This is a genomic window from Streptomyces sp. NPDC001549, assembly GCF_042894025.1.
Taxonomy (GTDB): domain Bacteria; phylum Actinomycetota; class Actinomycetes; order Streptomycetales; family Streptomycetaceae; genus Streptomyces; species Streptomyces kutzneri.
Map to the genome: position 1 here is coordinate 293,361 of NZ_JBIAVJ010000008.1, position 25,111 is coordinate 318,471.

The window sequence follows — 25,111 nt, forward strand, 5'->3', positions numbered from 1 at the left end:
CTCCTACGGCTCGGGGGCCTGGACGATGACCTCGTCCGTCCCGTGGATCACCATCGTTCCGCGTGGGCGGAACTCCACCTTCTCCTGCGGCTTCAGCACCCCGGGGGCGGCAAGCTTGAACACGACTTCGCCGGACGTGTACGTGGCCCCCGTGTCCTGGAGCTTCCGCCTCTTCCCCTTCTCCTTCTTCCGCGACCATGCCCACAGGACTGGTTCGATGGTCCGGACGGTGCACTGGATCGGGAGTTCACCGGTCCACGTATTCCAGTGCTGGGTGTGGAACAGGTACGTCACATACGAGTGTTCCGGGAGTATCTCCGTCGATTGCTTGACGAATGTGTCGACGACCAGGTCCACCGGATGGCAGTGACTGTTCCATGGACCGGCGCTGACACCGATGTACTTCGCATGCATCTTTTTGGCGAAATCGTCGATGACGGCCCAGTCGTACTTGCTCGGATCCTCGCTCGAGTCGTAGTCCTCGACAGCGCTGGCGAGTGCGCCGTGGTGCGGGATTTCCAGGCACAGGACCGACGGCAACAGGGACGACAGATTGGGGGTTCCATTGATCCGGTCCATCGTCTGGTAGGTGGCGTCGCCCGGGAGCAGCACGGCCTCGTGGCCGTTCTCCACGACGACCACACTCGACGACGCATTGCGCGTGGTGCCCGTCGCCCCGGCAACGGCCAGGTTCGAGATCAGGATCCGGAAGTAGACGTCTTTGTGCTGCTTGATGCAGCCCAGGTCCGACCGCTTGGTGGCGTTCTCGTAGTCGCTCCGCTCCGGCTCGAAGTGTCTCGCCTTCATGTCGGGGTAGTTGACACACCTGAGGAAGTCGTTGACGGCCTTCGTGTTGGAAGGGATCCACCCGTTCCCGCCGCAGTACACGTCGCCCACCTCGACCTTGCTGCCCAGCCTCTTCTTCAGTGCCTCGCCGAGATGCGGGAGCAGGCTGACATGGTCACCGTCCTGATGCGAGAGAACCACCAGGTCGATCCGCTTCGGGGTGCCGTCCCGGGCGGCGACCTTCTCCACGATGGCGTTGATCGCGTCTGCTGACTGCTCCAGCCTTCCCCCGCAGTCGATCAAGGCGAGGTAGTCGGCGGCCGGTTTCTCCTTGCCCTCGTCGTAGATCTCGACGAGCTTGGTCATGCCCTGGCCGCAGAACAGCAGCTTCACCAGCGTCAGGCTCGCCACGGCGGGCCCCCTCTCCCGGAGCGCAGTGCCGCCCGGGCCGGCGGTGGCGGCGGCGGGCGCTTCGGGTCGGCGGCCGATGCGTACGCGAGGTACCAGCCGACCTTCGACGCGCCGCCCTGGTCGGGGTTGCCGAAGAGGATCACGTCGTTGTGGCCGGGCGGGAACGCCAGGCCGAGCAACCGCACCGCGAAGTCGCGCAACCTGAGCGTGTACGTCCGCAGCCGGTTCTCCTCGTCGACGAGGAACTCGACCGAGCGGAAGCCCATGGTGACAACGCCTTGCAACGGCAGGCTGACCCCGACCAGCCCCTTGGCGCCGGGCAGCCGCACACCCAGGTAGATCCCCGGATCGGTGTCGGCCGTGCCCGGGCTCCAGGCGACGAGGACCTGGAGGGCGAGCGCCTTGCTCCCGGCGAGCGAGCCGAGCGTTCCGAGGTCGACGGTGTAGTCCAGCCCGTACCAGGGCTGGGCGAGCTCCGACTGGTCGAGTGGCGCGGTGACGGAGACGTATCCCATGTCGGCGGGCGTCTGCGGCGGTGGCGGGGCGCCCGTGGCGAGTTCCGGATCGGGCGTGGCGATGAGTCCGTTCAGCCCGATCGGGAAGCGGGCGGCCATCGACTGGGCGCGCGGCCTGCTGTTCGCCGCGTCGAACGACAGGTTCCCGTCCTTCAGCGTGAACCGGGTCGTCCCGGCCGGATCGCCGAGGTCGAACGACATGGCGATGGCGAGGCCGCCGAAGCGGAGGTAGCCGTCCTCCCCGGCCGCGTCCTCGCCCCAGCAGAACGGGTCGAACTTCTCCGGCTCGTAGAACCGCAGGTTGCCCGCCAGCTGGAAGACCGCGCCGACGGTCGCCCTGCCCGACGCCGGGTCGGACGCCTTCGTGGTGACGAGCTGGGTCGACAGCAACTCGACGCTCCGGAGCACGGGTCCGTCGAGCTGGAAGGTGTTCTGCTCGGCCATGGAGAACACGTACGCGTCGTGCGTCGTGCCGTCGGGGGGAGGCAGCTGCTGGCGCTGGAGCGCGCCGTCGAGAATGATGTTGTTCCCGTGGTTGGTCGGGAGCAGCCGCGCAGGCGCGCCGAACAGGCGGTTGACGAGCAGCTCGGCCTTGCTGGTGAAGGTCGTGACGACGGAGTTGCGCAGACCGACCGTGAGCTGCAGCACGCGGAACGCGAAGTGGATGTTCTCGCTGAAGTACTGGTCCTCGGGGTTCTGGTAGTCGATCAGCCCGAACATCGCCGAGCGTTCGAAGACCAACTGCCCGTCCGCGAGCCGGTACGGCGTGAGCGACAGCCCGAAATGGTGCGCCGCGAACCCCGCCGGGTCGATCCCGGCCGCGAGCACCTGGAGTTCGTCGGGGAGTTGATCGAGCGGGACCTCCGCCGAAAGGGCCAGCACTCCGGTCCAGTCCGGGTCGTCCACGACCTTCAGGAACGACGCGTAGGGCGACCCGGACGGCTCGCTGCGTGCAGCGCCGATGACATCGCGGATCGCTTTCTGGGCGTCAGCCGGCCGGCCGGTGCGCGAGGCGGCCGACGGCCAGGCCCAGGTCGACACGTCCGCCACCAGATCGGCGATGCTGCGGCCGAGGGCGAACTTGACGATGAGGTAGGTCGACGGCCGCCAGCTGTCCGGGGCGAGCCGGAACGGCCACCCGCCGGCGACCGGGGTGAGCCGGCCGCCGTACCGGAGGAAGACCCGCTGCTGCGCGTCGGTGATCCCGGGACACGCGTCGACCAGCGCGGCGACGAACGCGGTCCGCGTGTCGTACTCGGTGTCGTGCATCGCCCCGCGTACCGCGTCGAGGACATTCGACGGCACGCCGCCCCGGTCCACGGGGATGGTCGCGATGACGTCGAGCGTCGCCGTGGTGAGCTCGTACGCGACCGAGCCGAACCGGTTGAACTCCTCCGGGTCGCCGAGGACCAGAAAGAGGTTGTTGGTCTGCATGGCCTGCCGGAACGGGCCGGTGACCGTGGTGAACCGCAGGTCCGGCTTGGCCGCCGCGTCGCCGTCGTGGCCGATGCCGAGCCAGCTCCAGGTGAAGTCGGAGGCCAGCCCGACGGCCAGCCCCTGCGGCGTCACGGCGACGGTCGGCTCAGCGTCCACCGCCGGTTCGCCGCCCCCGTGGGGCAGCAGCACCGCGCGGCGGGTGGGTGCGATCGCCAGCTGCTCGACCGTGACCGCGGCCCGGACCGCGTCCTCGGCGAGCCCGTGGAACGGCGCCATCGGGAACGGAGTCCGGGTCGCGGTCGCGGCCGGCACCTCGCAGAAGTCCAGCAGGTCGACCCCGCCTGCCGCGGCCGCCTCGCCGGCCGTGTACAGCGGTGCGTCCTCCGGCTGGCTGTAGTACGTGACGACGCCGGCGTCCTCGGCCGACTCGACCGACACCCATGACGTCGTCCCGTGCGGCGTGAGTGAGCCGACGCCGGTCCGGTCCGGTCCGAGCGGCGCGTATCCCGGCTGCCCGGGCAGGAACGCCAGCGTGCAGCCCTCGGCGGGCAGACCGAGATATTCCAGACCGGACATGCCGCAGATGACGCGAGGCCCCGCGGTCGCGGCCTCGACGGCGAACGGCCCGTCCGGGACGAGGTGGTAGCCGGCGTTCGCCTCCTCGTCGGAGAAGTACGGCGCGACGCCGAACACCAGCCGGGCCGGGATCGTCGTGCTCCCTGCGGCGGTGAGCGGACGCAGGTCCACGCCGTGGCCGAGCACCGTGGCGTACCCCGACGGCAGCGCCGGTGGATCGCCCTCGCCCGTCGTGCACGCGAAGAAGCCCAGCGAGGTGCGCTCACCGTCCAGCTGCCGCAGCGGATCGATCTGCGCATAGAACTCCAGGCCGACGTCCTCCGGTTGGCGCACGATGCGGAACCGGACGGTCTTGACGACGCCCTCGTCCCCGGGAGTGAAGAAGCGCAGCCCGGCCCCGAGCCCGTCGAACACGTCCCCGCTGCCGGCCGGCGCGTCGATCACGAACCGCCACGCACCGGTGTGCCCGGCGTCCATGCACAGCAGCGTGGTCGTATGCCGTGCGGGGAACCGGGCCGTCGGCGAGTACAGCGTGACGGCGGACCAGTCGGCCCCGTCGGCGACGGAGAAGCCCCAGCCCGCTTCCGTGTCCGCGGGAGCGACGGTCCCACCTCCGGCCAACGTGATCTGGTAGTCGGCCAGTTGGAAGGTCGTTCCGTCCGCCACCCACGCCCCGCCCGGGCCCGTCCCGCCGGACAGCGCGGTCGTCACCCACGCGATCGGCGCCGCCGTGGGGTCGGCGACCCAGAGGAAGCGCGGTGGGCCCTGGGGCGCGTAGCGGTCGAGCCAGGTCCGAAGCGCCGCCAGGAACCCCGCCGAGTCCATGGCCGGTGCTCCGAGGAAGACGTACCCACCACGGCCGTCCTCCCACGTACGGGTCAGCGTCGGCCGGTTGCCGAGCGCACCCGGGTCGGAGGAGAGGAAGGCCGCCACACGGTCCGCCGGATCCGCCCAGTAGAGCGGTGTGTCCCCGGAGCGGGTGAACGCGGGCTGGGTCATCAGCCGGGGTCCGTCGCAAGATCGAGGCGATCGCCGTGCAGGAGCGGCAACGTGAGCGCGGCCGGGTCGCGCGGCTCCCAGCCCGGGACGACCAGCCAGTCGCCGGCCGGCCCGTCGGCCGGCGCCGCCGCCGTTCGCGGCCGGTGCATCGTCACACCGCGCAGCGGCACGGGGACGGCCGACGGCCGACGGCCCTCGCTCGCGAGCACGTTGCCGAGCGTCGTCCCCACCGGCACCAGCCGGGGTGCGCCGTTCACGCTGATCCGCACCATCGCGCGCACCACCGCACGGCCGCGCAGGTAGGCCGCGGCGACGCCACCGCCGGGCGGGTCCTGCCGGCGGACGTTCTCGGTGGCCGCGTCCAGCGCACCGAGCGAGGTGGCCGCCAGCAGGACGGCGTTCTGCTGGGGCCACAGTGAACCCGGCGTGGTCGTCGGCAGCAGGGTCTTCGGGTAGACCAGGCGCGCGTACGGCAACCGCAGCGCCTTCGCGAACAGGTCGAGCACACCCCCGCTGCCGTACAGCTGACCCTGCCGGTTGGGCGGCCCCGACGGGTTCGGCACGTCGACACCGCTCTGCTGCGCCAGCTCGTCGAGGAACGCGTCCAGACCGTTGGTCCAGGTTCCCGAGTTGTCGTAGGAGGCCACCTCGTAGTCGGCGACACCGGCCGTGACGAACCCGGACAGCGGGTCGCCCTGGCCACCCGGCGCGATCTGGTACCCCTCGTACTCGACGCGCATCACGATGCCGGGGCGCACGTCGAAGCAGCCGCGGTCGAACCGCAGCCCGTACGCGAAGTAGAGCGTCTCGGCGAACGTCTGAGGCATCGACCGCGACACCGCCTCGGTGAGCGCCATCACCCCGTACGGGGTGATCCCGAGCGGCTGCAGTTGCGAGAGCAGCGTGGCCCACTCGGCGATCACGTCGGGGCGGTCGGTGAAGTCCCACACCGGGCTGGTCGCCGGGATCAGCAACGTGTACGCGTACGGCCCGGAGCCGGCCGGCGTCAGGACGAAGCCGAGCGGCAGATCGACGGCCTCGGCCTGCCGGGTCACGAACAGCTCCGGCAGCCTGAGCGTGATGTCGGTCGCCGCCAGCACCGGACCCAGCTGCGGCGCGACGTACGAACCGCCGACGAACAGCGCCTCGACGAACACCGGGACGGGCTCCGACGGTGCCCCGACCGCCAGACCGGCGAGCGCCTGTACGACGACCGTGGTGGAGGTGTCCGTGATCTCCACCGGCCGGCTGCCGGACGTCGCCGTCGTGTCGAAGAGCGTGGTCACGGTCTCGTCGACGACCGTGCTGACCCGGTACCCGTCGACGAGCGGCGAGGGCAGCGCGGCCCAGGACACGCGCAGGTCGGCGCCGTCGTATGCCACCCTCACGGCGGCCGGTGCGACGGTGAGCAGTGCGGCGGCGTTGCCGGGTGGGCCGACGGCGGTGCCGGCCAGTCCCCGCAGGGCGATCGCGGCGGTGTTGGGGATGCCGTCCGGCAGCGTCAGGACGATCGGATCGCCGGTGACCGGCTGGACCTCCAGCTCGACCTCGGCGCCGTCCCATCGCACCACGGGCTGCACGCCGGTCAGCGGCGGAGACTCCGGCGGCGTCCACTCCAGCGCCACGCTCCGGGCGGCGCCCACGGCGACGTCGGTGAGCCGAGGGCCGGCCGTGACCAGGTCGAGAGACGCCACCGGCCCCCTCGCCACGCCGGCGACCTGGGCGACCGTGGCCGGGCCGGAGGTGAGCGGCAGGTCGGCGGCCTGACCCTGCACCAGGAGTGCGGTGTCGCCGACGGCTGCGCGGAAGGTCCCGTCCGGCGGCCCGCCCCAGGCCAGGGCGACCCGTCCGCCGTCAGCGCGCGCGAGGGTGAGATCGGCCGGCTCGGTGGGCGCCGGGAGCGGCACGGACCACGGCCCGGTCGCCACCCCGTCGACCCCGCGGACGGCGACGGCTACGTTGCCGTCCGGCACGGGGAACACGGCGATGCCATCCTCGTCCACCTGCTGAGGCGTGCCCGGAACCCCGTCGACGTACAGCACCGCCTCGATCGGCACCCCTTCGGGCAGCGCACCGGCCGTCGCGGCCACGACGAGGTCCTCGTCGCAGACCACCGACGCGACGGCCGGTGCGGCCGGCACGACCGGGGCCGTCACCGCCGGGCCGGCCGAGCGCCCGGCCCGCCCGCGGACCGACACCGCGTAGGCCGCGCCGCGCGGCAGCGGCTCGGGGACGGCGAGCGACAACGTCGGCGCGGGGCTCAGGGTCTCCCGGCGGACCGGCACACCGTCGCGGAACAGGACGGCGTCGTACGCGGTGGGTGCGAAATCGGGCGGCTCCACCTCCATCGAGACCGTCGCGCCGTCCGACGCCGCCGATGTGACGTCCGGCAGCGTGAGCCGGATCCGGAGCGGCGGCGACGGCGGCCCGGAGCCCGCCTTGTCGACGGCCTGGACGACGACGCGGTACGCGCCGTCGTCGTCGATGCCGGGCTCCAGCCCGGCCGTCGTCGCGGGCGCGTGAACCTCGGCGGCCGGGAAGAACACCCCGTGGTCGTTCAGCACGCTGATCCAGTAGGCGTCCGCGGCGGGGACGGCGGCCCAGGCCACCGAGAGCAGGCCGTCGTCGAACTCGACGGCGAGAAGTTCGGGCCGCCCGGTCGGCGCCGCGAACCCGGGACCGTACGGGCCGATGGACACCGCGTCCCCGTCGGTCCGGACGCGGGCGAGTGCGGCCGCCACGGTCGAGCCCGGCGGCGGTGGCTGCTTCACGACGAACGATCCGCCGGTGACCGGGGCTCCCGGATCCGGGGCGGTGCCGTTGACCACGAGCCGCACCAGGAAGTCGTCGGTGTCCGCGGCCTTCCAGGACAGGGTCAGGGCGCCGCTCACCGGGTCGGTCTCGGCCCGCTCGACCGTGGAGGTTTCGGTGACGATCGTGACCTCCGGAGAGTCCGTCGGCCCCGAATTGCCCTTGTACATCTCGATTCGGGCCTTGTAGATCAGACCGGGCGCCACGTCGAGAGGCAGTGAGGCATTGGTCGCCGCCCCGGCCCACGCCTCTGCGACCGTGTGGCCGTCGTTCAACACCTGCACCACATACGTCGTCTCGGGCCTCGGCTGTGCGGGCCCGCTCCAGGAGACGGTCAAGACGCCGCAGTCGTACCGCACCCGCCTGATCACCGGCGGGGGATCCGGCTGTGCGCCGCTTGGTCCACCCATGAACCGCCTCCACGTGCCGACGAGTGCGCCCATGCCGGCAGCACGTACTCGCCGGCTGTGGATCGAACAGGAGCCCCGACCCGCACAGCACCCTTGTCGGCATCATCCGGGATCCGGCCCAAAGGCTGTTTGTAGCAGTCAGACGTATCCGGACCATCGCGACGGCATGCCGTGTCCCACGACTGGCCATGCACTCCGCTCGGCCGGAGCAGCGGCGAGCGCAAGCCGGACGTCACTGTCCGCCGCGGACCCGTCTCGTGCATGGTCCGCCGTCGGACACCAGCCGGTATGCGGTCGCCGCAAGGGCGTACACCCCGTCCAGTCCACCGAGCCCGGGCCCGGCGCGTACCGCAGGTGAGCCGTTCGGGGCGGTCAGGGCGGACCCGCAGATCCTCAGGCGAGGACGTTGACAGCGCGGGCGACCACCAGCCCGAGAATGAGCAGGGAGACCAGGGACTGAACACCCATGGCGATCTTGGACCAGGAGGCCAGCGGCATGACGTCGGTGGGGCTGAAGGCGGTGGCGTTGGTGAGCACCAGGTACAGGTAGTCGAGGAACCGGGGGCGCCAGTCGGCGGCGTTCACGTCGTGGCTGAGTTGCTGGGGGAAGGCGAGCGCGGGGGTGGGGGGGCATGTGGTGGGCACGGGCGGCGGCTCCACCGCTGGCGACCGGTCCGGGCGGTCATGCCGAGCGGCGCACTACGACGTTCTCCCATGGCTCTCCTGCGAGGTGGTGCAGGATCTGGTTGCGGATCAGCCGGAGTGCCCGTGGCAGAAAGGCAGAGCTGTTGCCTCCGACGTGAGGACTGATGAGGGTGTTGGGCGCGTGCCACAGCGGGTGCCCGGCCGGGAGCGGCTCCGGGTCGGTGACGTCGAGGGCGGCGTTCAGCCTGCCGGCCGTCAGTTCGGCGAGCAGGGCGTCCGTTTCCACCACAGCCCCTCTGGACACGTTCACCAGCAGGGAGCGGTCCGGCATCAAGGAGAGGAAGCGCGCGTCCACCAGGCCGCGCGTCTCCTCGGTGAGCGGGACGGTGAGGACCACGACGTCGGCTCGGGGCAGGAGTTCGGACAGTTCGTCGAGCGCGTGGACGGGGCCGCGCGGAAGGGAGCGGGCTGTGCGGGCGACTCGCAGGAACTCGCACTCGAAGGGGGCGATCCGATCCTCGATCGCTGCGGAAATGGAGCCGTACCCCATGAGCAGGACCGTACGGTCGGCCAGCGCGGGGCGGAAGCCGGTCCGCCACTCCTCGGCGTCCTGGGCACGGACGAAATCGGGGATACCCCGGAGCGACGAGAGAACGAGCGACACGGCCAGTTCCGCAGTGCTGGCGTCATGGACGCCCCTGGCGTTGCAGAGAGTGACACCGGCGGGAACGTACTGCACGAGGTCGTCGACGCCGGCTGACAGGGACTGGACCACTCGCAGCCGCGGCAGGCCGGTAAGGACCGGTACGGCGGCATCCGTGGAGCCGTAGGGGATGACGAAGAATTCCACCGTTGCCAGGCTCTCGGCGTCCGGCGGGCTGCCGGTGCCGTCCCACACCGTGACGGGCAGACCGTCGGGCAGGCCGCGCACCTCTGAAGCCGGGTACGGCAGCAAGAACCTGGCGGCGCTCTGATCAGCGGGACGGTCCAAGGAACTCACGGGCCGAACCTAGACCATCGGTCACCCATGACCGGGGCGGACTCGACCCACATCGTCGGCCAAATTCTTCGTTCGGGCGAACGGGGAGCGGCAGATCGCGGTGAACCGTGCGGACATGCGCCCGCTCTCGCGAGCCCGGTACGCTCCGGCCGACCGGGAGTATGCGTCCCGACCGGTGGCGTCCGGCCTTGAATCCCGGCGCACGCGGACTCCGGCCGGTGGCCGCCGGCCGTCGGACTCCGGCCGCCGGCCGTCGGTCGTTGCGACGTGGCAGGCGTGACCAAGGTGCCGGATAGTGGACGCAGGGGGCTTCTTCCGAGATCTCGGAGCCGCAATGGACCGCTGCCCTCCCATCGCCGAGCACGGCCTGGTGGGCGACCTGCAGGCCGCGGCCCGCGTGTCGTCGCAGGGAGTCGTCGACTGGTTCGCGGCACTCAGGATCCCTCACCTCCCCGTGCACGTCCTGGCCATCCGCGCCATGGGCCCGCACCTGCTGGACCACCTCCCATTCGAAGACGTGGCACAGGCTTGCGAGGCGGAGGAGCGCCGGTCCTTCCTGTACGTCATCGCACCCCTGCGGCTGCCGGACGCCACGGGCTCACCGGTCAACCCGGTCGCCGTCCTCTGAGGGCATCATGGACACAGCTCCCGACGTGCCTACCGTCGTGGTGGTCATGGGAGTCGCGGGATCGGGCAAGTCCACCGTGGGCGCCCTGCTCGCGCAGCGGCTCTCGCTGCCTTTCCTGGAGGCGGACGACCTCCACCCGGCCGCGAACAGGGCCAAGATGGCCGCGGGCCGGCCGCTCGACGACGAGGACCGCCGACCCTGGCTGATCTCGCTCGCCGACTGGATCAAGGAAGCCACCGACTCCGGCCGGGGCGGGGTCGTGGCCTGCTCGGCTCTCAAGCGCACGTACCGGGACCAGTTCCGCAGGGCGGGCGCCGGCGTCTGGTTCCTGCACCTGACGCTCGACCAGGCGACCGCGAACCGACGGGTCGCCGGACGCACGGGCCATTTCATGCCCGCCCGGCTGGAGGAGTCCCAGTACACCACCCTCGAACCACTGCGGCGCGACGAGCCGGGGACGACCGTGGACGCCGGCGCCACCCCGCACGCCATCGTCGACGAGGCGGTGAAGGCACTGCCGGCGACCCGATGAGAACCCCCTTTCGCATCGTCCGAATCCGGCCCCGGTCCCCGGAGTCACGAGGCTCCTCGGCGTGCGGAACCGATAGAGCAGGACCGGCCGACGGCCAAGAGCCAGCGCTCAACCGGATAAGTACGCACCGCACCCAGGTGCGCCGCCGCCGGCCAGAGGCGGTAGGCAGTCGTTGCCGCCCGAACCGGAGAGCGGCCGGCACGAGCGGTTGAGCCGGACGGATGGCCGTGGCCGTTCCGGGTGCGGCGCGTCGGCCGCCCCGGCCCGGATCTGCTTGTCTGGGCGGCTGAGAATCAGCCCGCGTTGCCGTGATGGGTGTGGACACATGAGTCAGCTGGATCTGGCGCGGTTGCAGTTCGCGATGACGTCGATCTACCACTTCCTGTTCGTCCCGGTGACCATCGGGCTGAGTCTGCTGACCGCCCTGCTCCAGACCGCCTGGTACCGAGGCGGGCGGGCCGAGTACTTGCGGCTGACGCGGTTCTTCGGGACCTTGCTGGTGATCAACATCGCCGTCGGTGTGGTGACGGGCCTGGTCCAGGAGTTCCAGTTCGGCATGGACTGGTCGGGCTACGCCCGCACGGTGGGCGATGTGTTCGGGGCCCCACTGGCGATGGAGGGCCTTGCGGCCTTCTTCCTGGAATCGACCTTCCTCGGCCTGTGGATCTTCGGTTGGGACAAGCTGTCCAAGCGCGTCCACCTGGCGACGATCTGGGCCGTGGCGGCCGGCAGCGCACTGTCGGCGCTGTTCATCATGGCGGCGAACTCCTGGATGCAGCATCCGGTCGGCTACGCCATCGACCCGTCCACCGGTCGGCCGCAGCTCAATGACGTGTGGGCGCTGTTCATCAACCCGGTCTTCCTCCGCGGTTATCTCCACGTGGTGCTGGCCGCGCTCATCACCGGTTCGATGGTCATGCTCGCCATTTCCGCATGGCACCTGCGCAACGACCTCCGCGACGACAGGGCCGATGCCGATGCCGATGCCGAGGGCGACCCGCACACGACGAAGGGTTCGGGCTCGGCCTTCCGGCTCTCCGCCCGCCTGTCGCTGCTGGTCCTCGTGCCCGCACTGTTGTTCGCCATGCTCGTCGGCAGTGAACTGGGCGTGACGGAGGGCAAGTACCAACCGATGAAGATCGCCGCCGCCGAGGCGCAATGGGAGACCTGCCAGCCCTGCTCCTTCTCCCTGTTCCAGATCGGCGGCGGCAACAACGACCAGACGCCCACGCAGATCCTGGAAATCCCCCACTTGCTGTCCCTGCTGGCCACCAACCACTGGAACGGCAAGGTCCTCGGTCTCAACGAGGTCAACAGCCAGTACCAGCAGCAATACGGTCCTGGCGACTACGTGCCCAACGTTTTCATCCAGTACTGGGCCATGCGCGTCATGGCCTACCTCGCCGTACTCGCCCTCCTCCTCGGCCTGTGGGGCCTGTGGCTGCTGCGGCGCAAGCGACTCGCCCACTCGCGCTGGTTCCTCAACGCAGCGGTATGGGCCGTGCCGATGCCGTTCCTCATCAACACCGCCGGCTGGCTCCTCACCGAGAACGGACGCCAGCCCTGGATCGTGCAGGGCCTCCAGCTGACGAAGGACGGTGTCTCCTCCTCCGTCAGCACCACCGAGGTGGCCATCAGCATCGTGGCCTTCTTCCTCCTCTATGCCGCACTGACCGTGGTCGCCGCCGTACTGATGACACGCCACGCACGCAAGAGCACCGACCCGACGGAGCAGGACGACCAGCCCGCCCCCGAGCTGACCTACTGAGGTCCCGAGCCGCCGGAAGGCCCGCGATGGAATTCACCACTCTCTGGTTCATCCTCATCGTCGTACTGTGGGTCGGCTTCTTCGTCCTGGAGGGCTTCGACCTGGGCGTCGGCATGCTCCACGGACTGCTTTCCCGCGACGAAGCGGGCCGACGGGCCGTACTCCACACCATCGGACCGGTATGGGACGGCAACGAGGTCTGGCTGGTCACGGCGGGCGCCGCGATGTTCGCCGCCTTCCCGGGCTGGTATGCCACCCTCTTCTCCGGCTTCTACCTCGCCCTCGTCCTTCTCCTGGCCGGACTCATCGTCCGTGGCATCGCCGTCGAGTACCGCGACCGCGTCGACGGCGTGCGATGGCGACGGACCTGGAGCATCCTGCTGACCGCCGGCAGCCTGACCGTTCCCCTGGTCCTCGGCATCGCCCTCGGAGACCTGCTCCACGGCGTCCCCATCGGCCGCGACCAGGAGTACGAGGGCACCTTCGCGGACCTCTTCACCGGCTACGGCGTCTTCACCGGGATCACCCTGACCGTGCTCTGCCTCCTGCACGGCGCGACCTTCCTCGCTCTCAAGACCAGCGGGGAGGTCCGCGAAAGGGCGCACCGGCTCGCCCGTCGCAGCGTCCTGCCCGTCGGCCTGGTCGTTCTGGCCTTCGTCTTCTGGACGCGCTCCCTCGTCGAGCGGGGCATCCTCGTCAACGTCGTCGAACTCGCGGCCGTCCTGGCCGTCGCCGCCGCGGCCTGGGCCATCAGCAGCAGCCACGACGGCTGGGCCTTCAGCGCCACCACCCTCGCGATGGCCGCGACCGTGGCATCGCTTTTCACCGAGCTCTACCCGAGGGTCATGGTCTCCAGCAGCAACAGCGCCTTCGACCTGACCGTCCAGAACACCGCGTCCGGCCCCTATGCACTCAAGGTCATTACCGTCGTCGCCCTCGTCCTGCTCCCCGTCGTCCTCGTCTACCAGGGCTGGACCTACCACGTCTTCCGCAAGCGGATCTCCGCCGACGGCTTCCTCACCCCCGGACAGCCCACCGCGCCGTCCGCGGCCCGGCCCGAGCTATGACACCGGAGTCGCCGGTCGCACCGGGTACCGAAGCCCCGGCGGACGCGTGGGCCAACCCCACCGAACCGAGCTGCGGCGGACCCGCCCCACGCGAGGTGAGGCGGCCCGACGGCGACCGACCTCGCGGCGCCACGCCGACCCGGTGGCCGCGGCACCGGCCGCCGACCGGGGCTGCCGGCCTCCGGAACCTCGTCGAGTCCCCCCTCACGCCCGTGAGGCGAGGAAGGAAACCGCTGTGAGCGAGGATGACGTCCTCCTCGGCTTCGCCCTGGTCGTGGCCCTGGCCACCACCTGCCAGATCCTCGCGAGCAAACTGCGCGTCCCCGCGCTGATCCTGCTGCTGCCGGCCGGTTTCGCCGCGGGCGCCCTGACCGACATCGTCCATCCGGACCAGCTGATCGGGGAGGCGTTCTCCGCCCTGGTGTCCCTGTCCGTGGCAGTGATCCTCTACGACGCAGGGCTGGGCCTCGACCTGCGTAACCTCACGGGCCACACCCGCGCGGTCGTGGGCAGGCTGCTGCTCTTCGGAGTGGCCTTCACCTTCCTGGCCGTCTGTGCCGTCGGCCCGGCCCTGTTCAGCATGTCGCTGCGGGTGGCCGCGATGGTGGGCATGATCCTCGTCGTGTCGGGGCCCACGGTCGTGGGGCCCCTGCTCCAGTACGTGCGGCCGAGGGACAAGGTGCGGCGTCTGCTGATCTGGGAAGGAACGCTGACCGACCCGATCGGCGCCATCCTCGGGGCCATCGTCTTCCACGCCGTCGCCACGACGCACCGGATCGACATCGGTCGCGGTTACCAGATCGGACAGTTCCTCATCAGCCTGGCGGTCGGCCTCATCGGCGGAGCCGTCGGGGTGGCACTGCTGTGGCTGACCCTGCGCGTGCTCCGGCTCGGCGAAGCGCTGGGAACGCTGGCGCAACTGGCCACGGTGATCACCGTGTCGGCAGGCTGCGACATCTTCCGCGACGACACCGGGCTGATCGCCGCGATCGTCACCGGCATGGCCGCCGCCAACATCCGGGGCTTCGACATGCCCGCTCGTCGCCCCTTCTTCGAGACACTGGTCCAGCTGATCATCGGGCTGCTGTTCATCTCCATCGCGGCGAGCGTCCCCCCGGCCTCGCTGACGCCCGTGCTCCTTCCCACGCTCGTCCTCGTCGCTTTCCTCGTCCTCGTGGTGCGGCCGCTCGTGGCCTTCACCGCCACCACGGGCAAGGACATGACCCTGGGGGAACGGGCGTTCGCGGGATGGATGGCCCCGCGCGGTATCGTCGCGGCCTCCACCGCGGCGGCCTTCGCGGCGAGCCTCGTCGAACTGGGGCTGCGCGGCGCTTCCAAGATCCTTCCCATCACCTTCCTGGTGATCGTCTCGACGGTCGTGCTGTACGCCCTGACGGCCGGCCCCGTGGCCCGGCGGCTCGGCGTCGCCACGCCGAACCGCACACGGCCCCTCCTGGTGGGCGGCGCTCCGTGGGTGATCGCACTCGGAAGAGCCCTGCGGTCCGCGGGGCTCGAGGTGCAGATGTGGGCGGGAATGGACGAGGAGCGGGAACGGATCAAGGACGCCGGAATCGAACTGGCCAGAGGGGAAATGCTGGCGACGGCCACCAACCCCAGGGCGCGGCTGGAGGGAGTCAACGCCGTCTTCCTGCTCACCGATGACGACGACTTCAACGCGCTCGCCTCGGTGCTGGTCAAGGACAACGTCGAGGGCCCCGTCTACCGGGTGGGACCGCCGCACGAGAGCCACGGTGCCGTCGCGCCCTACACGGGCGGCGCGGTCCTCTTCGGCGGTTCACTCGTCAGGCACGTCCTGGCGGCACGGTACGAGCAGGGCGCCCGGTTCCTGGTGCAGCCCGCCTCCGATCCGCTCCCGCCGGGGCACGAAACACTGTTCGTGGTCCGTGACGACGGCCGGCTCGAACCGCTGGACGAGACGCAGGCGGTCACCCCGCAAGCGGGCGACTCCGTCGTTCTGTTCGGCCCCGCACAGTCTCCCCCCGCCTGAGGGCCGGCTTGTGATCCCCGGCGGGCGCACGGCTCCGGTTACGGCACCTCGCCGCGCTGCCGGGTCGTCCGAACACGCCCGGTACAAGGGCGACCCTCCGCCGTGCGATGCACCGCATCCGACGCCGCGCGCCGACCCACCGCGGATTGCGGGACAGCCCTCAGCTGCCGCCCTACCGCATGCGGTTCAAGGTCTCATCCAGCGTGATGGCCGCGTCGATGAGCGCCAGGTGGGTGAACGCCTGCGGGAAGTTGCCGAGCTGCCGGCCCGTCAGGGCGATCTCCTCCGAATACAGGCCCAGGTGGTTGGCGTACGTCATCATCTTCTCGAGCACGAGCCTGGCCTGATCGGCCCGCCCTGCCCGTGCCAGGGCGTCGACGTACATGAAGGTGCACAGGGAGAAGGTTCCTTCGCTGCCGCGCAGACCGTCGGGCGACGCCTCTGGGTTGTAGCGGTAGACCAGGCTGTCGGTGACCAGCTCCCGGTCCATCGCGTCCAAGGTGGACGTCCACATCGGGTCGTCGGGCGTGATGAAACCCACGGTAGGCATCCGCAACAGCGACGAGTCGAGCACACCGCTGCCGTAGTGCTGGACGAAAGCCCCGCGGTCGGCGTCCCAGCCCTTCGCCAGGATCTGCTCGTAGATGTTGTCGCGCTCGGCGGCCCAGCGGCCGCTCTCGGCCGGCCGGCCGTGGGCGACCGCCAGCCGCAGCGCGCGGTCGAACGCGACCCAGGACATGACCCGCCCGTACGTGAAGTGCTGGCGCCCGCCGCGTGTCTCCCACAACCCCTCGCCGGCCTGGTCCCAGTGGTCCACGAGCCAGTCCAGCAGGGTGCGCAGCGATGTCCAGCCCTGGATGTCCAGATGGATGCCGTGCTGGTGGGCGAAGGAGATGCTGTCGAGTGCCTCGCCGTAGATGTCCAGCTGCAACTGGGTCGCCGCGCCATTGCCTATGCGCACCGGGGCGGACCCCTGGTATCCCTCCCAGTGCTCCAAGGTCTCTTCGTAGAGATCGGAGGAACCGTCCACCCGGTACATGATGTTCAGCGGTCCCGTGTCGGTGTCGCTGCCGGCCTTCTCCTTCACCCGGTCGCCCAGCCAGCCGATGAACGCCCTCGCCTCCTCCGTGAACCCCAGTCCCAGCAGGGCGTACACGGAGAAGGACGCGTCACGGATCCAGGTGAACCGGTAGTCCCAGTTGCGCTCGCCGCCCAGTTGCTCCGGCAGACCCGCCGTGGGGGCCGCCACCAGGGCCCCGCTGGGTGCGTACGTCATCAGCTTCAGCGTTACGGCGGAGCGCTCCACCATCTCGCGCCATCGGCCCGTGTACCGGGACTGATGGAGCCACGACCGCCAGTACTGCCGGGTGTCGTCGAAGAGCCCCTGGAACTCGGCGACGCGGATCTCGCGCGGCGGCCCCTCCGCGGCCGACTCCATGAACAGACCCCGCTGTTGTCCGGCTTCGAGCGGAAGCGTGACGCGCAGGTCGTGATCGCCGGTGAGGGCGTGTATCACCCGCTCGTCCTCCGGCTCCCGTACCACGCTGAGGGTGAGTTCCAGGTCGTCGGAGGCGAACACCGCCCCGTTCTCGGTGACGTGCAGGGTGTGGGGCCTGCGGCCGTAGTCGAACCGTGGGGCGATGTCGATCTGGAACGTCATGCTGCCGCGTACGCACCGGAGCATGCGGACCAGGCAGTGCCGGTCCGTGGCCGTCGTTCCGGTCACCGGCATGAAGTCGACCACCTCGCCGGCACCGGTCTCGGTCATGAACCGCGTCACGAGAATCGCGGTGTCCGGCAGGTACAACTGCTTCGTGGTGTACGCCTCGTCCGTCGGTCTGACCGTGAAATGCCCGCCCTTCTCCCAGTCGAGAAGAGCTCCGAACACGCTGGGGGAATCGAAACGAGGGCAGCAGAACCAGTCGATCGTTCCTTCCGTGGTCACCAACGCCGCGGTCTGCAGATCGCCGATCAGGCCGTGATTTTCGATCAGCGGGTAGTCAGCCATGGGAGAACCCCTTTCGACGCCACCCAGTCAGGTTAAGCGCGGAATCCGCTGCGAACCCGGCGAGCCGGCTGCCCCTGCGCCTGCCGGGAATCGCCCTTAGCATGGGAACGCACGAACTGGATGTTCAGACCGCATTGCACCGCCGAAACCGGAGGCTGCCCGTGCTGTCGAACTTTGCGCCGGCTCCGGAAACCCACAGAGGCATCCGATGCGGACGGCAAGAGAGCCGGCGGTGATGTCCTGGGCGGCGCGCTTCCGGTTGCGGCAGTACGCCAAGGCGAGCCTGTGGATCATCCCTCTGATCGGACTCCTGCTGGGGGCTCTGTTCGCCGAATGGGCCGCCGGCGTGGAGGGAGCGGGCTGGCTGCCGGACACCTGGCAGTACTCCGCGACGACGGCGAGCAGCGTGCTCAGTTCTGTCGTCGGGTCCATGGTCGCGCTGCTGGGCTTCGTCGTGACCATCGGCGTACTCGTCGTCCAGCAGGCCACGGGAACGCTGTCCCCGCGCTACATGCGCCTGTGGTATCGCGACCGGCTGCAGAAGGCCGTGCTGGCCACGTTCACCGGAACGTTCGCGTACGCCTTTTCCCTGTTGCGCAAAATCGAGTCGGACGCCGTCCCCGACCTGGGGGTGACCCTGTCCGGAGTGGCCGTCTCCGTCAGCCTCATGCTTCTGCTGATCTACCTCAACCGGTTCACCCACAACCTCCGGCCCGTGGCCATCGCCGACCTGGTGGGGCGTTTGGGTGAGAAGGTGCTCATGCGCGCGACGGAACGCATCCACCGCTCGTCGGCACGCGACGAGGGTTCCCTGCCGCCTGCCGGTCCGGTGACCCTCATCCGGTCCGAACGGGGCGGAGTCATCCAGGCGTTCGACGCGACGGGGCTGATCGCCACCGCCGTCCGCCACGACTGCGTCCTCGTCCTGGCCCACCAGGTCGGCGACTTCGTACCGCCCGGCACCACCCTCGTCGAGGCCCACGGCTCCGCCCGGCCACCCGACCCGCGGCGGGTGACCGGGCTCGTCGCCCTCGGAACCGAGCGCACCATCGAGCAGGATCCCGCCTTCGCCCTGCGCATCCTCGTCGACATCGCCATCCGCGCCCTCTCTCCCGCCGTGAACGACCCCACGACCGCCGTGCAGGTGCTCAACCACATCGACACGTTCCTGCACGTGGTCGGCCGGGCGCAGCTCCGCGGCCGGTACGTTCTCGCCGACGGCGAGGGCCGGCCCCGGCTGGTGGTACAGGGCCGCGGCTGGGAGAATTACCTGCAGCTCGGCGTTACCGAAATCCGTGAGTACGGGGCCACGTCCCTCCAGGTGTGCAGGCGGCTCCGCGCGCTGCTGGACGACCTCCTCGAAACCCTGCCGGCCGAGCGTCTGCCGGCGGTTCGCGCGGAGCTCGCCCTCCTCGGGGAATCGGTCCAGCGGGCGTTCACCGACCCCACCCGTCGCGCCAGCGCGCAGACGGCCGACCGGCAGGGTATCGGCGGTGGGCGGAGCCCCCGGACATCGCCGCATCCCCGGTCGTGATGGTCGCGGGTGGTTCAGGCGAGGAGAAGGCGAACAGGCGACGCCTCAGCCGATCCCCGGCGCGCCCCACACCGCAAACCAGCGGCTCAGGTCGGGGTCGACCCTCAGGTCGTTCGCGAGCAGCGCCCTGGTCTGGAGCTCCAATGCGTTGTCACGCTTCCCAGCCGTTCCGGGAAGTGGCGCGAAGGGGTAGAAGGTGCCGCGCTTGTAGAGGTAGACCAGCGCCATCGTGCGCTGTCCCGCGGCCTCGCGGAAGCCGATCAGGGAGCAGAGCAGCTGCGGGCCGAAGCCGGCGTCCTGGAGGAGGGTGTTGACGGCGTGCAGGTCGTTTACCAGTGCGGGCAGGTCGTCGGCGGGCCGGCGGGCGAGGAGCCAGGTGTAGCCGTACGCGTCCTGGCTGAACTCGACCGGTATGCCGCCGCGGCCGGTATCGGCGTCGAGCAGCTCCCGTACCTCCTCCTGGAGCCCGGCGAAGGCGCCGCCCTCGACGCTGGCGAAGCACACCGAGCCGACGCCGGTCGGAGCGAAACCGGCAGCCGCCTGGAGGGTGATCGCCGCGCCCGGCAGGCCGAAGAGTTGGTCGAGGTCAGGGCGTACCGGCTTGCTGCGGCCGAGGATGGTGTCGAGGAGTCCCACAGGAAGTACCTCCTGTTCAGGGTCGGCCGAGCTGCGCCGAGATCTTGCCCAGTCGGTCCAGCCGTTCCTCCAGCGTCGGGTGGGAGGAGAGCAGCCTGCCCAGGCTCTCCTTGGACGAGAACGCGGGCGCGAACCAGAACGCGTTGAACGGCTCCGCCTTGCGCAGATCCCGGCTCGGGATCCTCGCCATCTCCCCGGTCACCTTGGTGAGCGCGGAGGCGAGCGCCGACGGACGGCCGGTCAGCAATGCGGCCGCGCGGTCGGCGGACAGCTCGCGGTAGCGGGACAGCAGCCGGGTCAGCAGGAAGCTGATCACGTAGACCACGGCGCTGACCAGGGGTATCAGGAGTGCCACGACGGCGGCGTTGCCGTCGCGGCTGTCGCGGCCGAGTCCGCTGTACAGCGCGATGCGGGTCATCACTCCTGACAGGACACCGAGGAACGACGCGATGGTCATCACCGCGACATCGCGATGGGCGACGTGCGACAGCTCGTGCGCGAGTACGCCCTCCAGCTCCTCCGGCTCCAGACGGCGGAGCAGGCCGGTGGTGACGCAGACCAGCGCGGTGCGCTCGCCCCGGCCGGTGGCGAACGCGTTCGGCACATCGCTGTCGGCGATCGCCACGCGCGGCTTGGGCATGTCGGCGAGGGCGCAGACGCGGTCCACGGTGCCGTGCAGCTCGGGCGCCTGCTCGGGGGTGACCTCACGGGCACCCATGCTGAAGGCCGCGATCCGGTCGCTGAACCAGAACTGCGCGATGAACAGACCGCCCGCGACCACCAGGATGACGGGCCACGAGCCCCGGAACAGGGCCAGCAGGACGCCGACGAAGACGACGTAGAGCAGCCCGATCAGGAACATGGTCATCACCATGCGGGTGGTGAGTCCCCTGTCCGGGACGTAGCGGGAATGAGACCGGGTCCCAGGCATCTGATCACCCTCCAGCCGGAGCGCTGGCGCCGCGCTCCTCATCCTCGATTGTGCCGCTTTCTCCCTCTGGACAACCAGCTGTGCCGCGCATGGCCCGGACCGGCCCCGCGGCGCTCAGGACGGCGTCCCCGCGTCCGTGTAGCGGAGCAGGGCGCCCACACCGTCCCGCAGCGGCAAGTCGTCCTGCGGTACGACGACCAGTTCGGCTCCGGTGCCCACCAGGGCCCGCACCAGGGCCTCGTCGGCATGGTCCTCGTGGGGTGCCCGTACCCCGAAAGACCTCAGCTCGTCCTCGGTCAGGGCGATCCGGGAGGGCTGCGGGCCGGTCCACAGCCGTAGCGAGGACGCCGGGGGGTGGTTGAGCAGCAGAGCCGAGACCTGGCCGCGCTGCAGCGCGGCGACGGTGGCGGCCAGGCCCTCGGATGCGGCTCCGTGCAGTGCTCGCCGGCCGATGAATATGTCCGCGATCTCCCGGTCGTGCGCGGCCATCCGGCCGGGTCTGACGCGCAGGATTCTTGACTGACGTTCGGGCCTCCACGATGCTGATGTTGCGGTACATGCGATGCGTGCCGTAATGAGCAACTCATCTCTCCGGGTTCAGATCAGTCGAGGAGTGGCCATGGCTCACCAGGTCCGTGCTGTTGTCGCGAGGGAGAAGGGTGCTCCCGTCACTCTGGAAACGATCAACGTGCCCGACCCCGGCCCGGGCGAGGCGCTGGTGAAGGTCGAGACCTGCGGCGTCTGCCACACGGATCTGCACTATCGCAACGGCGGCATCAGCGACGACTTCCCCTTCCTGCTCGGCCACGAGGCCGCGGGCATCGTGGAAGCGGTCGGCGAGGGCGTGACGGACGTGGTGCCGGGCGACTTCGTGATCCTCAACTGGCGGGCTGTGTGCGGCCAGTGCCGGGCCTGTCTGCGTGGCCGCCCCTGGTACTGCTTCAACACCCACAACGCGAAGCAGAAGATGACCCTCCTCGACGGCACCGAGCTGTCCCCGGCCCTGGGCATCGGCGCCTTCGCCGAGAAGACCCTGGTGGCGGCCGGGCAGTGCACGAAGGTCGATCCCGCCGCGTCGGCGGCGGTCGCCGGACTGCTGGGCTGCGGGGTGATGGCGGGCATCGGCGCCGCGATCAACACCGGGGGCGTCGGGCGTGGCGACAGCGTTGCCGTCATAGGCTGTGGCGGGGTCGGCGACGCTGCGATCGCCGGGTCGCGGCTGGCCGGCGCCGCGAAGATCATCGCGGTGGACATCGACCAGCGGAAGCTCGAAACCGCGAGGAAACTGGGAGCCACCCACACCGTCAATTCCCAGGAGACGGACCCGGTCGAGGCGATCCGAGGGCTGACCGGCGGATTCGGCGCGGACGTGGTCATCGAGGCGGTCGGCCGCCCGGAGACGTACCGGCAGGCGTTCTATGCCCGCGACCTGGCCGGCGCCGTGGTGCTGGTCGGTGTCCCGACGCCCGACATGACGCTGGAGCTGCCGCTCCTCGACGTCTTCGGGCGCGGCGGCGCACTCAAGTCCAGCTGGTACGGGGACTGCCTGCCCAGTCGCGACTTTCCCATGCTGATCGACCTTTACCTGCAGGGCCGGCTGGACCTGGATGCGTTCGTCAGCGAGACCATCGCGCTGGACGAGGTCGAGAAGGCCTTCGAGCGGATGCACCACGGCGAGGTGCTGCGCTCGGTCGTGGTGCTGTGATGGCCGACGTGCGCATTGAACACCTGGTCACCAGTGGGACGTTCAGCCTGGACGGCGGCACGTGGGACGTCGACAACAACGTTTGGATCATCGGTGACGACCACGAGGCGATCGTCATCGACGCCGCGCACGACGCCGAGGCGATCGCCGCCGCGCTCGGCGGTCGTACCCTCCGGGCGATCGTGTGCACCCATGCACACAACGACCACATCGACGCCGCCCCGGCGCTCGCCGACCGGACCGGCGCGCCGATCCTGCTACACGGTGACGACCTGCCGCTGTGGAAGCAAACCCACCCGGAGCGGTCGCCGGACGGCGAACTGGCGGATGGCCAGGTGGTGTCGGTGGCGGGCACCGAACTCACGGTGCTGCACACGCCCGGGCATGCACCGGGCGCGGTCTGCTTCTACGCGCCGGAGCTCGGGACGGTCTTCACCGGCGACACGCTGTTCGCCGGTGGGCCCGGCGCGACCGGGCGATCCTTCTCCCACTTCCCGACGATCATCGACTCCATCCGGGACCGGCTGCTGAGCCTTCCGGCGCACACGGTGGTCCGTACGGGGCACGGCGACGCGACGACCGTCGGCGACGAGGCGCCGCACGTGGAGGAGTGGATCGCGCGGGGCCATTGACGGGCACGGGCACGGGGGCTCGCCCCCGCCCCCGGCAGCCCGCCGGGCGTCAGCCGCCGATTTCCGCCGGTTCCACCACCACCCGGCTTCGCCCGGCGTCGACGGCTTCGCCAGCGTGACTTCTGCTTGGCGGACCGCTTCTCCTTCTCTGCCTCCAGACTGTCGGTGTACGACTGCGTGCGGTGGTGAGGCGGTCGGCCGCCGGGTCGCGGAGCAGCGTCGTGACGCCGATGACGTTCTGCGGCGGGATGCCGAGGCCGTACTTCGGTCCGACACGACCATCCGTACGAGTTCCTCGTGGGCGGCGGCGCGATACGCAATTCAGTGCGCATTTGGCCACCAGGGTGACGTGGTGGCGGACCTGCCGCGTCAAGGCTCGCGGCCCCTTCTGCGGCTGCCCCGCTGTCCCGATCGAATCCTTGACAAGGTATGGGGCCCCCTCCAGACTGATGTTGCGTACATCGCAATCCGTTTCGCTATACGCACCGAGGTGTCCCTTGATGATTCCCGTGTGCCGCCTCGCGGATCTGCCGCGAGGCGAGGCCCATCGGCTCGAAATCGACCCGCCCGTCGCGGTGTTCCACACCGAAGACGGCGAGGTGCTGGCCATCGACGACACCTGCACACACCAGGATGCCTCGCTCGCGGACGGCTGGTTGGAAGGGTGCGAGGTCGAATGCCCGCTGCACGCCTCCAAGTTCGACCTGCGGACCGGGGCCGTCGACGCTCCGCCGGCCAGGCTGCCCGTCCGGACCCACCATGTGGTCGTCGAGGGTGGAATGATCTACGTACAGCCGTCCGAGGCCGTGCCCAACCTGCCTCCCTGTGTCACGGCACGGCTCGCCGGAGGTCCCGCGTGAGGACCGTGGCCGTGGTGGGCGCCTCGCTGGCCGGACTGTCGGCGGCGCGTTCACTCCGGAAGCAGGGATACGGTGGGCGGCTGGTCCTGATCGGCGACGAGCCGCACCGGCCGTACGACAGGCCGCCTCTGTCGAAGGAATACCTCGCCGGTGGCATGGGCGAGGCGGACCTCTCGCTGGAGGCGGACGGCGAGGATCTCGGCGCCGAGTGGCTGCTCGGCGTACGGGCCACCGGGCTTGACCGCGGCGACCGCTCGGTGCGCCTTGCCGACGGCCGTGCGGTACGGGCCGACGGCATCGTCATCGCCACCGGAGCGGCGGCCCGCACCCTGCCCGGGAGCGACGGTCTGGCTGGTGTTCACACACTGCGTACCCTGGACGACGCTCGGGCCCTACGGGCCGACCTCGCCCGCGGCGGGCGGCTGGTCGTCATCGGCGGCGGATTCATCGGCGCCGAGGTGGCCTCGACCGCGTACCGGCTCGGTCTCGATGTGACGGTCGTCGAAGTGGCGCCGACCCCGCTTGCCGGACCGCTCGGTGAGACCATGGGCGGCATCGTCTCCTCGCTCCACGCGGACCATGGCGTACGGCTGCTCTGCGGCATGGGGGTCGAACAGCTCAGCGGGGCCGGCGGCCGAGTGGACGCGGTCCTGCTGGCGGACGGCCGCCGGCTTCCGGCGGACACGGTCGTCGTCGGTGTGGGTGCCCGCCCGTGTGTCGAATGGCTCGAAGGCTCCGGCGTCGTGCTGGAGAACGGCGTCCGGTGCGGCGTCGACGGCCGCACCAGCCTGGCCGGTGTCGTCGCGGTCGGCGACTGCGCCTCCTGGTACGACCCGGCCTCCGGGGCCCACCGCAGGGTCGAGCACTGGACCGGCGCCCAGGAACGGCCGACCGTGGCCGTCGCGACGCTGCTCTCCGGGGGCACGGGGGCACCGGCGGCTCCCAGGCCACCGTATTTCTGGTCCGACCAGTACGGCGTGCGTATCCAGTTCGCCGGGCACGTCGCCGGGTCCGACAGCGTCACGGTCGAGGAGGGAGCTACGGACGACCGCAGCTTCCTTGCCGTCTACCGGAGTGCCGGACACCCGGTCGCCGTGCTCGGGATGGACCAGCCGCGGCTGTTCACCCGCTGGCGCAAGCAGCTCGCCACGGCGAGGTCTTGACGCCTCCGGTTTCGCACCGCATGCTGCGGGCGTTGCCTGCGGTTGCGTA

The 25,111-nt window shown here is 70.4% G+C and carries 19 protein-coding genes; 10 read left to right on the top strand and 9 right to left on the bottom strand.

All coding sequences use genetic code 11. From position 1 onward, the window contains the following. Positions 1-3: 3 nt before the first annotated feature. From ACFY04_RS16760 to ACFY04_RS16780, 5 genes are all read right to left on the bottom strand, one after another. The gene (locus tag ACFY04_RS16760) at positions 4-1,197 is read right to left on the bottom strand and encodes an MBL fold metallo-hydrolase (RefSeq protein ID WP_389117298.1); all 1,194 of its coding nucleotides are present in this window, start codon (positions 1,195-1,197) and stop codon (positions 4-6) included. Then, positions 1,185-4,724 (bottom strand): hypothetical protein, encoded by a 3,540-nt coding sequence (locus tag ACFY04_RS16765; RefSeq protein WP_389117300.1) that lies wholly within the window; start codon positions 4,722-4,724, stop codon positions 1,185-1,187. Before ACFY04_RS16765 ends, ACFY04_RS16760 begins: the two co-directional genes overlap by 13 nt. Next, on the bottom strand, positions 4,724-7,945 hold the full coding sequence (locus ACFY04_RS16770) for a hypothetical protein (RefSeq protein WP_389117303.1): 3,222 nt from the start codon (positions 7,943-7,945) through the stop codon (positions 4,724-4,726). The genes ACFY04_RS16765 and ACFY04_RS16770 overlap by 1 nt, the downstream gene beginning before the upstream one ends. 393 nt (positions 7,946-8,338) lie before the next feature. Continuing rightward, complete coding sequence (locus ACFY04_RS16775) at positions 8,339-8,590, bottom strand: hypothetical protein (protein ID WP_389117304.1); 252 nt, start codon at positions 8,588-8,590, stop codon at positions 8,339-8,341. 37 nt (positions 8,591-8,627) lie between these two features. After that, the gene (locus ACFY04_RS16780; protein ID WP_389117306.1) at positions 8,628-9,590 is read right to left on the bottom strand and encodes a 2-hydroxyacid dehydrogenase; all 963 of its coding nucleotides are present in this window, start codon (positions 9,588-9,590) and stop codon (positions 8,628-8,630) included. 334 nt (positions 9,591-9,924) lie between these two features. Here ACFY04_RS16780 and ACFY04_RS16785 point away from each other — a divergent pair, with 334 nt between their 5' ends. The 5 genes from ACFY04_RS16785 (at position 9,925) to ACFY04_RS16805 (ending at position 15,593) form a co-directional block, all read left to right on the top strand. Next, positions 9,925-10,218, top strand: a complete 294-nt coding sequence (locus tag ACFY04_RS16785) for a hypothetical protein (protein WP_389117308.1) — start codon at positions 9,925-9,927, stop codon at positions 10,216-10,218. A gap of 7 nt (positions 10,219-10,225) precedes the next feature. Further along, positions 10,226-10,750, top strand: a complete 525-nt coding sequence (locus tag ACFY04_RS16790; RefSeq protein ID WP_389117310.1) for a gluconokinase — start codon at positions 10,226-10,228, stop codon at positions 10,748-10,750. 325 nt (positions 10,751-11,075) lie between these two features. Further along, positions 11,076-12,518, top strand: coding sequence for a cytochrome ubiquinol oxidase subunit I (locus ACFY04_RS16795; RefSeq protein WP_389117312.1), 1,443 nt, complete (start codon positions 11,076-11,078; stop codon positions 12,516-12,518). A 26-nt stretch (positions 12,519-12,544) separates the two neighbouring features. Further along, on the top strand, positions 12,545-13,585 hold the full coding sequence (gene cydB / locus ACFY04_RS16800; protein WP_389117314.1) for a cytochrome d ubiquinol oxidase subunit II: 1,041 nt from the start codon (positions 12,545-12,547) through the stop codon (positions 13,583-13,585). 235 nt (positions 13,586-13,820) lie between these two features. After that, positions 13,821-15,593 (top strand): cation:proton antiporter, encoded by a 1,773-nt coding sequence (locus ACFY04_RS16805; protein WP_389117316.1) that lies wholly within the window; start codon positions 13,821-13,823, stop codon positions 15,591-15,593. 172 nt (positions 15,594-15,765) lie between these two features. Here the strand turns inward: ACFY04_RS16805 and ACFY04_RS16810 are convergent, their stop codons facing one another. Beyond that, entirely contained in the window at positions 15,766-17,601 is a 1,836-nt protein-coding gene (locus ACFY04_RS16810; protein WP_389117318.1) for a glycoside hydrolase family 15 protein, read from the bottom strand. A gap of 208 nt (positions 17,602-17,809) precedes the next feature. Between ACFY04_RS16810 and ACFY04_RS16815 the strand changes: the two genes are divergently transcribed. Continuing rightward, complete coding sequence (locus tag ACFY04_RS16815) at positions 17,810-19,135, top strand: DUF2254 domain-containing protein (protein WP_389117319.1); 1,326 nt, start codon at positions 17,810-17,812, stop codon at positions 19,133-19,135. Positions 19,136-19,180: 45 nt separating this feature from the next. On the opposite strand, the gene ACFY04_RS16820 is transcribed toward ACFY04_RS16815, so the two are convergent. The 3 genes from ACFY04_RS16820 to ACFY04_RS16830 form a co-directional block, all read right to left on the bottom strand. Next, entirely contained in the window at positions 19,181-19,771 is a 591-nt protein-coding gene (locus ACFY04_RS16820) for a hypothetical protein (RefSeq protein ID WP_389117321.1), read from the bottom strand. A 16-nt stretch (positions 19,772-19,787) separates the two neighbouring features. After that, on the bottom strand, positions 19,788-20,702 hold the full coding sequence (gene htpX / locus ACFY04_RS16825) for a zinc metalloprotease HtpX (RefSeq protein ID WP_389117322.1): 915 nt from the start codon (positions 20,700-20,702) through the stop codon (positions 19,788-19,790). 114 nt (positions 20,703-20,816) lie between these two features. Next, positions 20,817-21,191 (bottom strand): hypothetical protein, encoded by a 375-nt coding sequence (locus ACFY04_RS16830; RefSeq protein ID WP_389117324.1) that lies wholly within the window; start codon positions 21,189-21,191, stop codon positions 20,817-20,819. 130 nt (positions 21,192-21,321) lie between these two features. Between ACFY04_RS16830 and ACFY04_RS16835 the strand changes: the two genes are divergently transcribed. From ACFY04_RS16835 to ACFY04_RS16850, 4 genes are all read left to right on the top strand, one after another. Continuing rightward, positions 21,322-22,407: an S-(hydroxymethyl)mycothiol dehydrogenase gene (locus ACFY04_RS16835; RefSeq protein ID WP_389117325.1), complete on the top strand. Its 1,086-nt coding sequence runs from the start codon at positions 21,322-21,324 to the stop codon at positions 22,405-22,407. Then, a complete protein-coding gene (locus tag ACFY04_RS16840; protein WP_389117327.1) occupies positions 22,407-23,039 on the top strand; it encodes an MBL fold metallo-hydrolase in 633 nt (210 codons plus the stop codon). The genes ACFY04_RS16835 and ACFY04_RS16840 overlap by 1 nt, the downstream gene beginning before the upstream one ends. 497 nt (positions 23,040-23,536) lie before the next feature. Next, entirely contained in the window at positions 23,537-23,899 is a 363-nt protein-coding gene (locus tag ACFY04_RS16845) for a bifunctional 3-phenylpropionate/cinnamic acid dioxygenase ferredoxin subunit (protein WP_389117329.1), read from the top strand. Next, the gene (locus ACFY04_RS16850; RefSeq protein ID WP_389117330.1) at positions 23,896-25,062 is read left to right on the top strand and encodes an NAD(P)/FAD-dependent oxidoreductase; all 1,167 of its coding nucleotides are present in this window, start codon (positions 23,896-23,898) and stop codon (positions 25,060-25,062) included. The genes ACFY04_RS16845 and ACFY04_RS16850 overlap by 4 nt, the downstream gene beginning before the upstream one ends. Positions 25,063-25,111: the final 49 nt, after the last annotated feature.

Excerpts from the sequence above, each read along its gene's own strand:
- cydB (WP_389117314.1), top strand. The coding sequence starts at position 12,545 with ATGGAATTCACCACTCTCTGGTTCATCCTCATCGTCGTACTGTGGGTC.
- ACFY04_RS16790 (WP_389117310.1), top strand. The coding sequence starts at position 10,226 with ATGGACACAGCTCCCGACGTGCCTACCGTCGTGGTGGTCATGGGAGTC.
- ACFY04_RS16840 (WP_389117327.1), top strand. The coding sequence starts at position 22,407 with ATGGCCGACGTGCGCATTGAACACCTGGTCACCAGTGGGACGTTCAGC.
- htpX (WP_389117322.1), bottom strand. The coding sequence starts at position 20,702 with ATGCCTGGGACCCGGTCTCATTCCCGCTACGTCCCGGACAGGGGACTC.
- ACFY04_RS16830 (WP_389117324.1), bottom strand. The coding sequence starts at position 21,191 with ATGGCCGCGCACGACCGGGAGATCGCGGACATATTCATCGGCCGGCGA.
- ACFY04_RS16815 (WP_389117319.1), top strand. The coding sequence starts at position 17,810 with ATGCGGACGGCAAGAGAGCCGGCGGTGATGTCCTGGGCGGCGCGCTTC.
- ACFY04_RS16810 (WP_389117318.1), bottom strand. The coding sequence starts at position 17,601 with ATGGCTGACTACCCGCTGATCGAAAATCACGGCCTGATCGGCGATCTG.
- ACFY04_RS16835 (WP_389117325.1), top strand. The coding sequence starts at position 21,322 with ATGGCTCACCAGGTCCGTGCTGTTGTCGCGAGGGAGAAGGGTGCTCCC.
- ACFY04_RS16795 (WP_389117312.1), top strand. The coding sequence starts at position 11,076 with ATGAGTCAGCTGGATCTGGCGCGGTTGCAGTTCGCGATGACGTCGATC.
- ACFY04_RS16785 (WP_389117308.1), top strand. The coding sequence starts at position 9,925 with ATGGACCGCTGCCCTCCCATCGCCGAGCACGGCCTGGTGGGCGACCTG.
- ACFY04_RS16765 (WP_389117300.1), bottom strand. The coding sequence starts at position 4,724 with ATGACCCAGCCCGCGTTCACCCGCTCCGGGGACACACCGCTCTACTGG.
- ACFY04_RS16770 (WP_389117303.1), bottom strand. The coding sequence starts at position 7,945 with ATGGGTGGACCAAGCGGCGCACAGCCGGATCCCCCGCCGGTGATCAGG.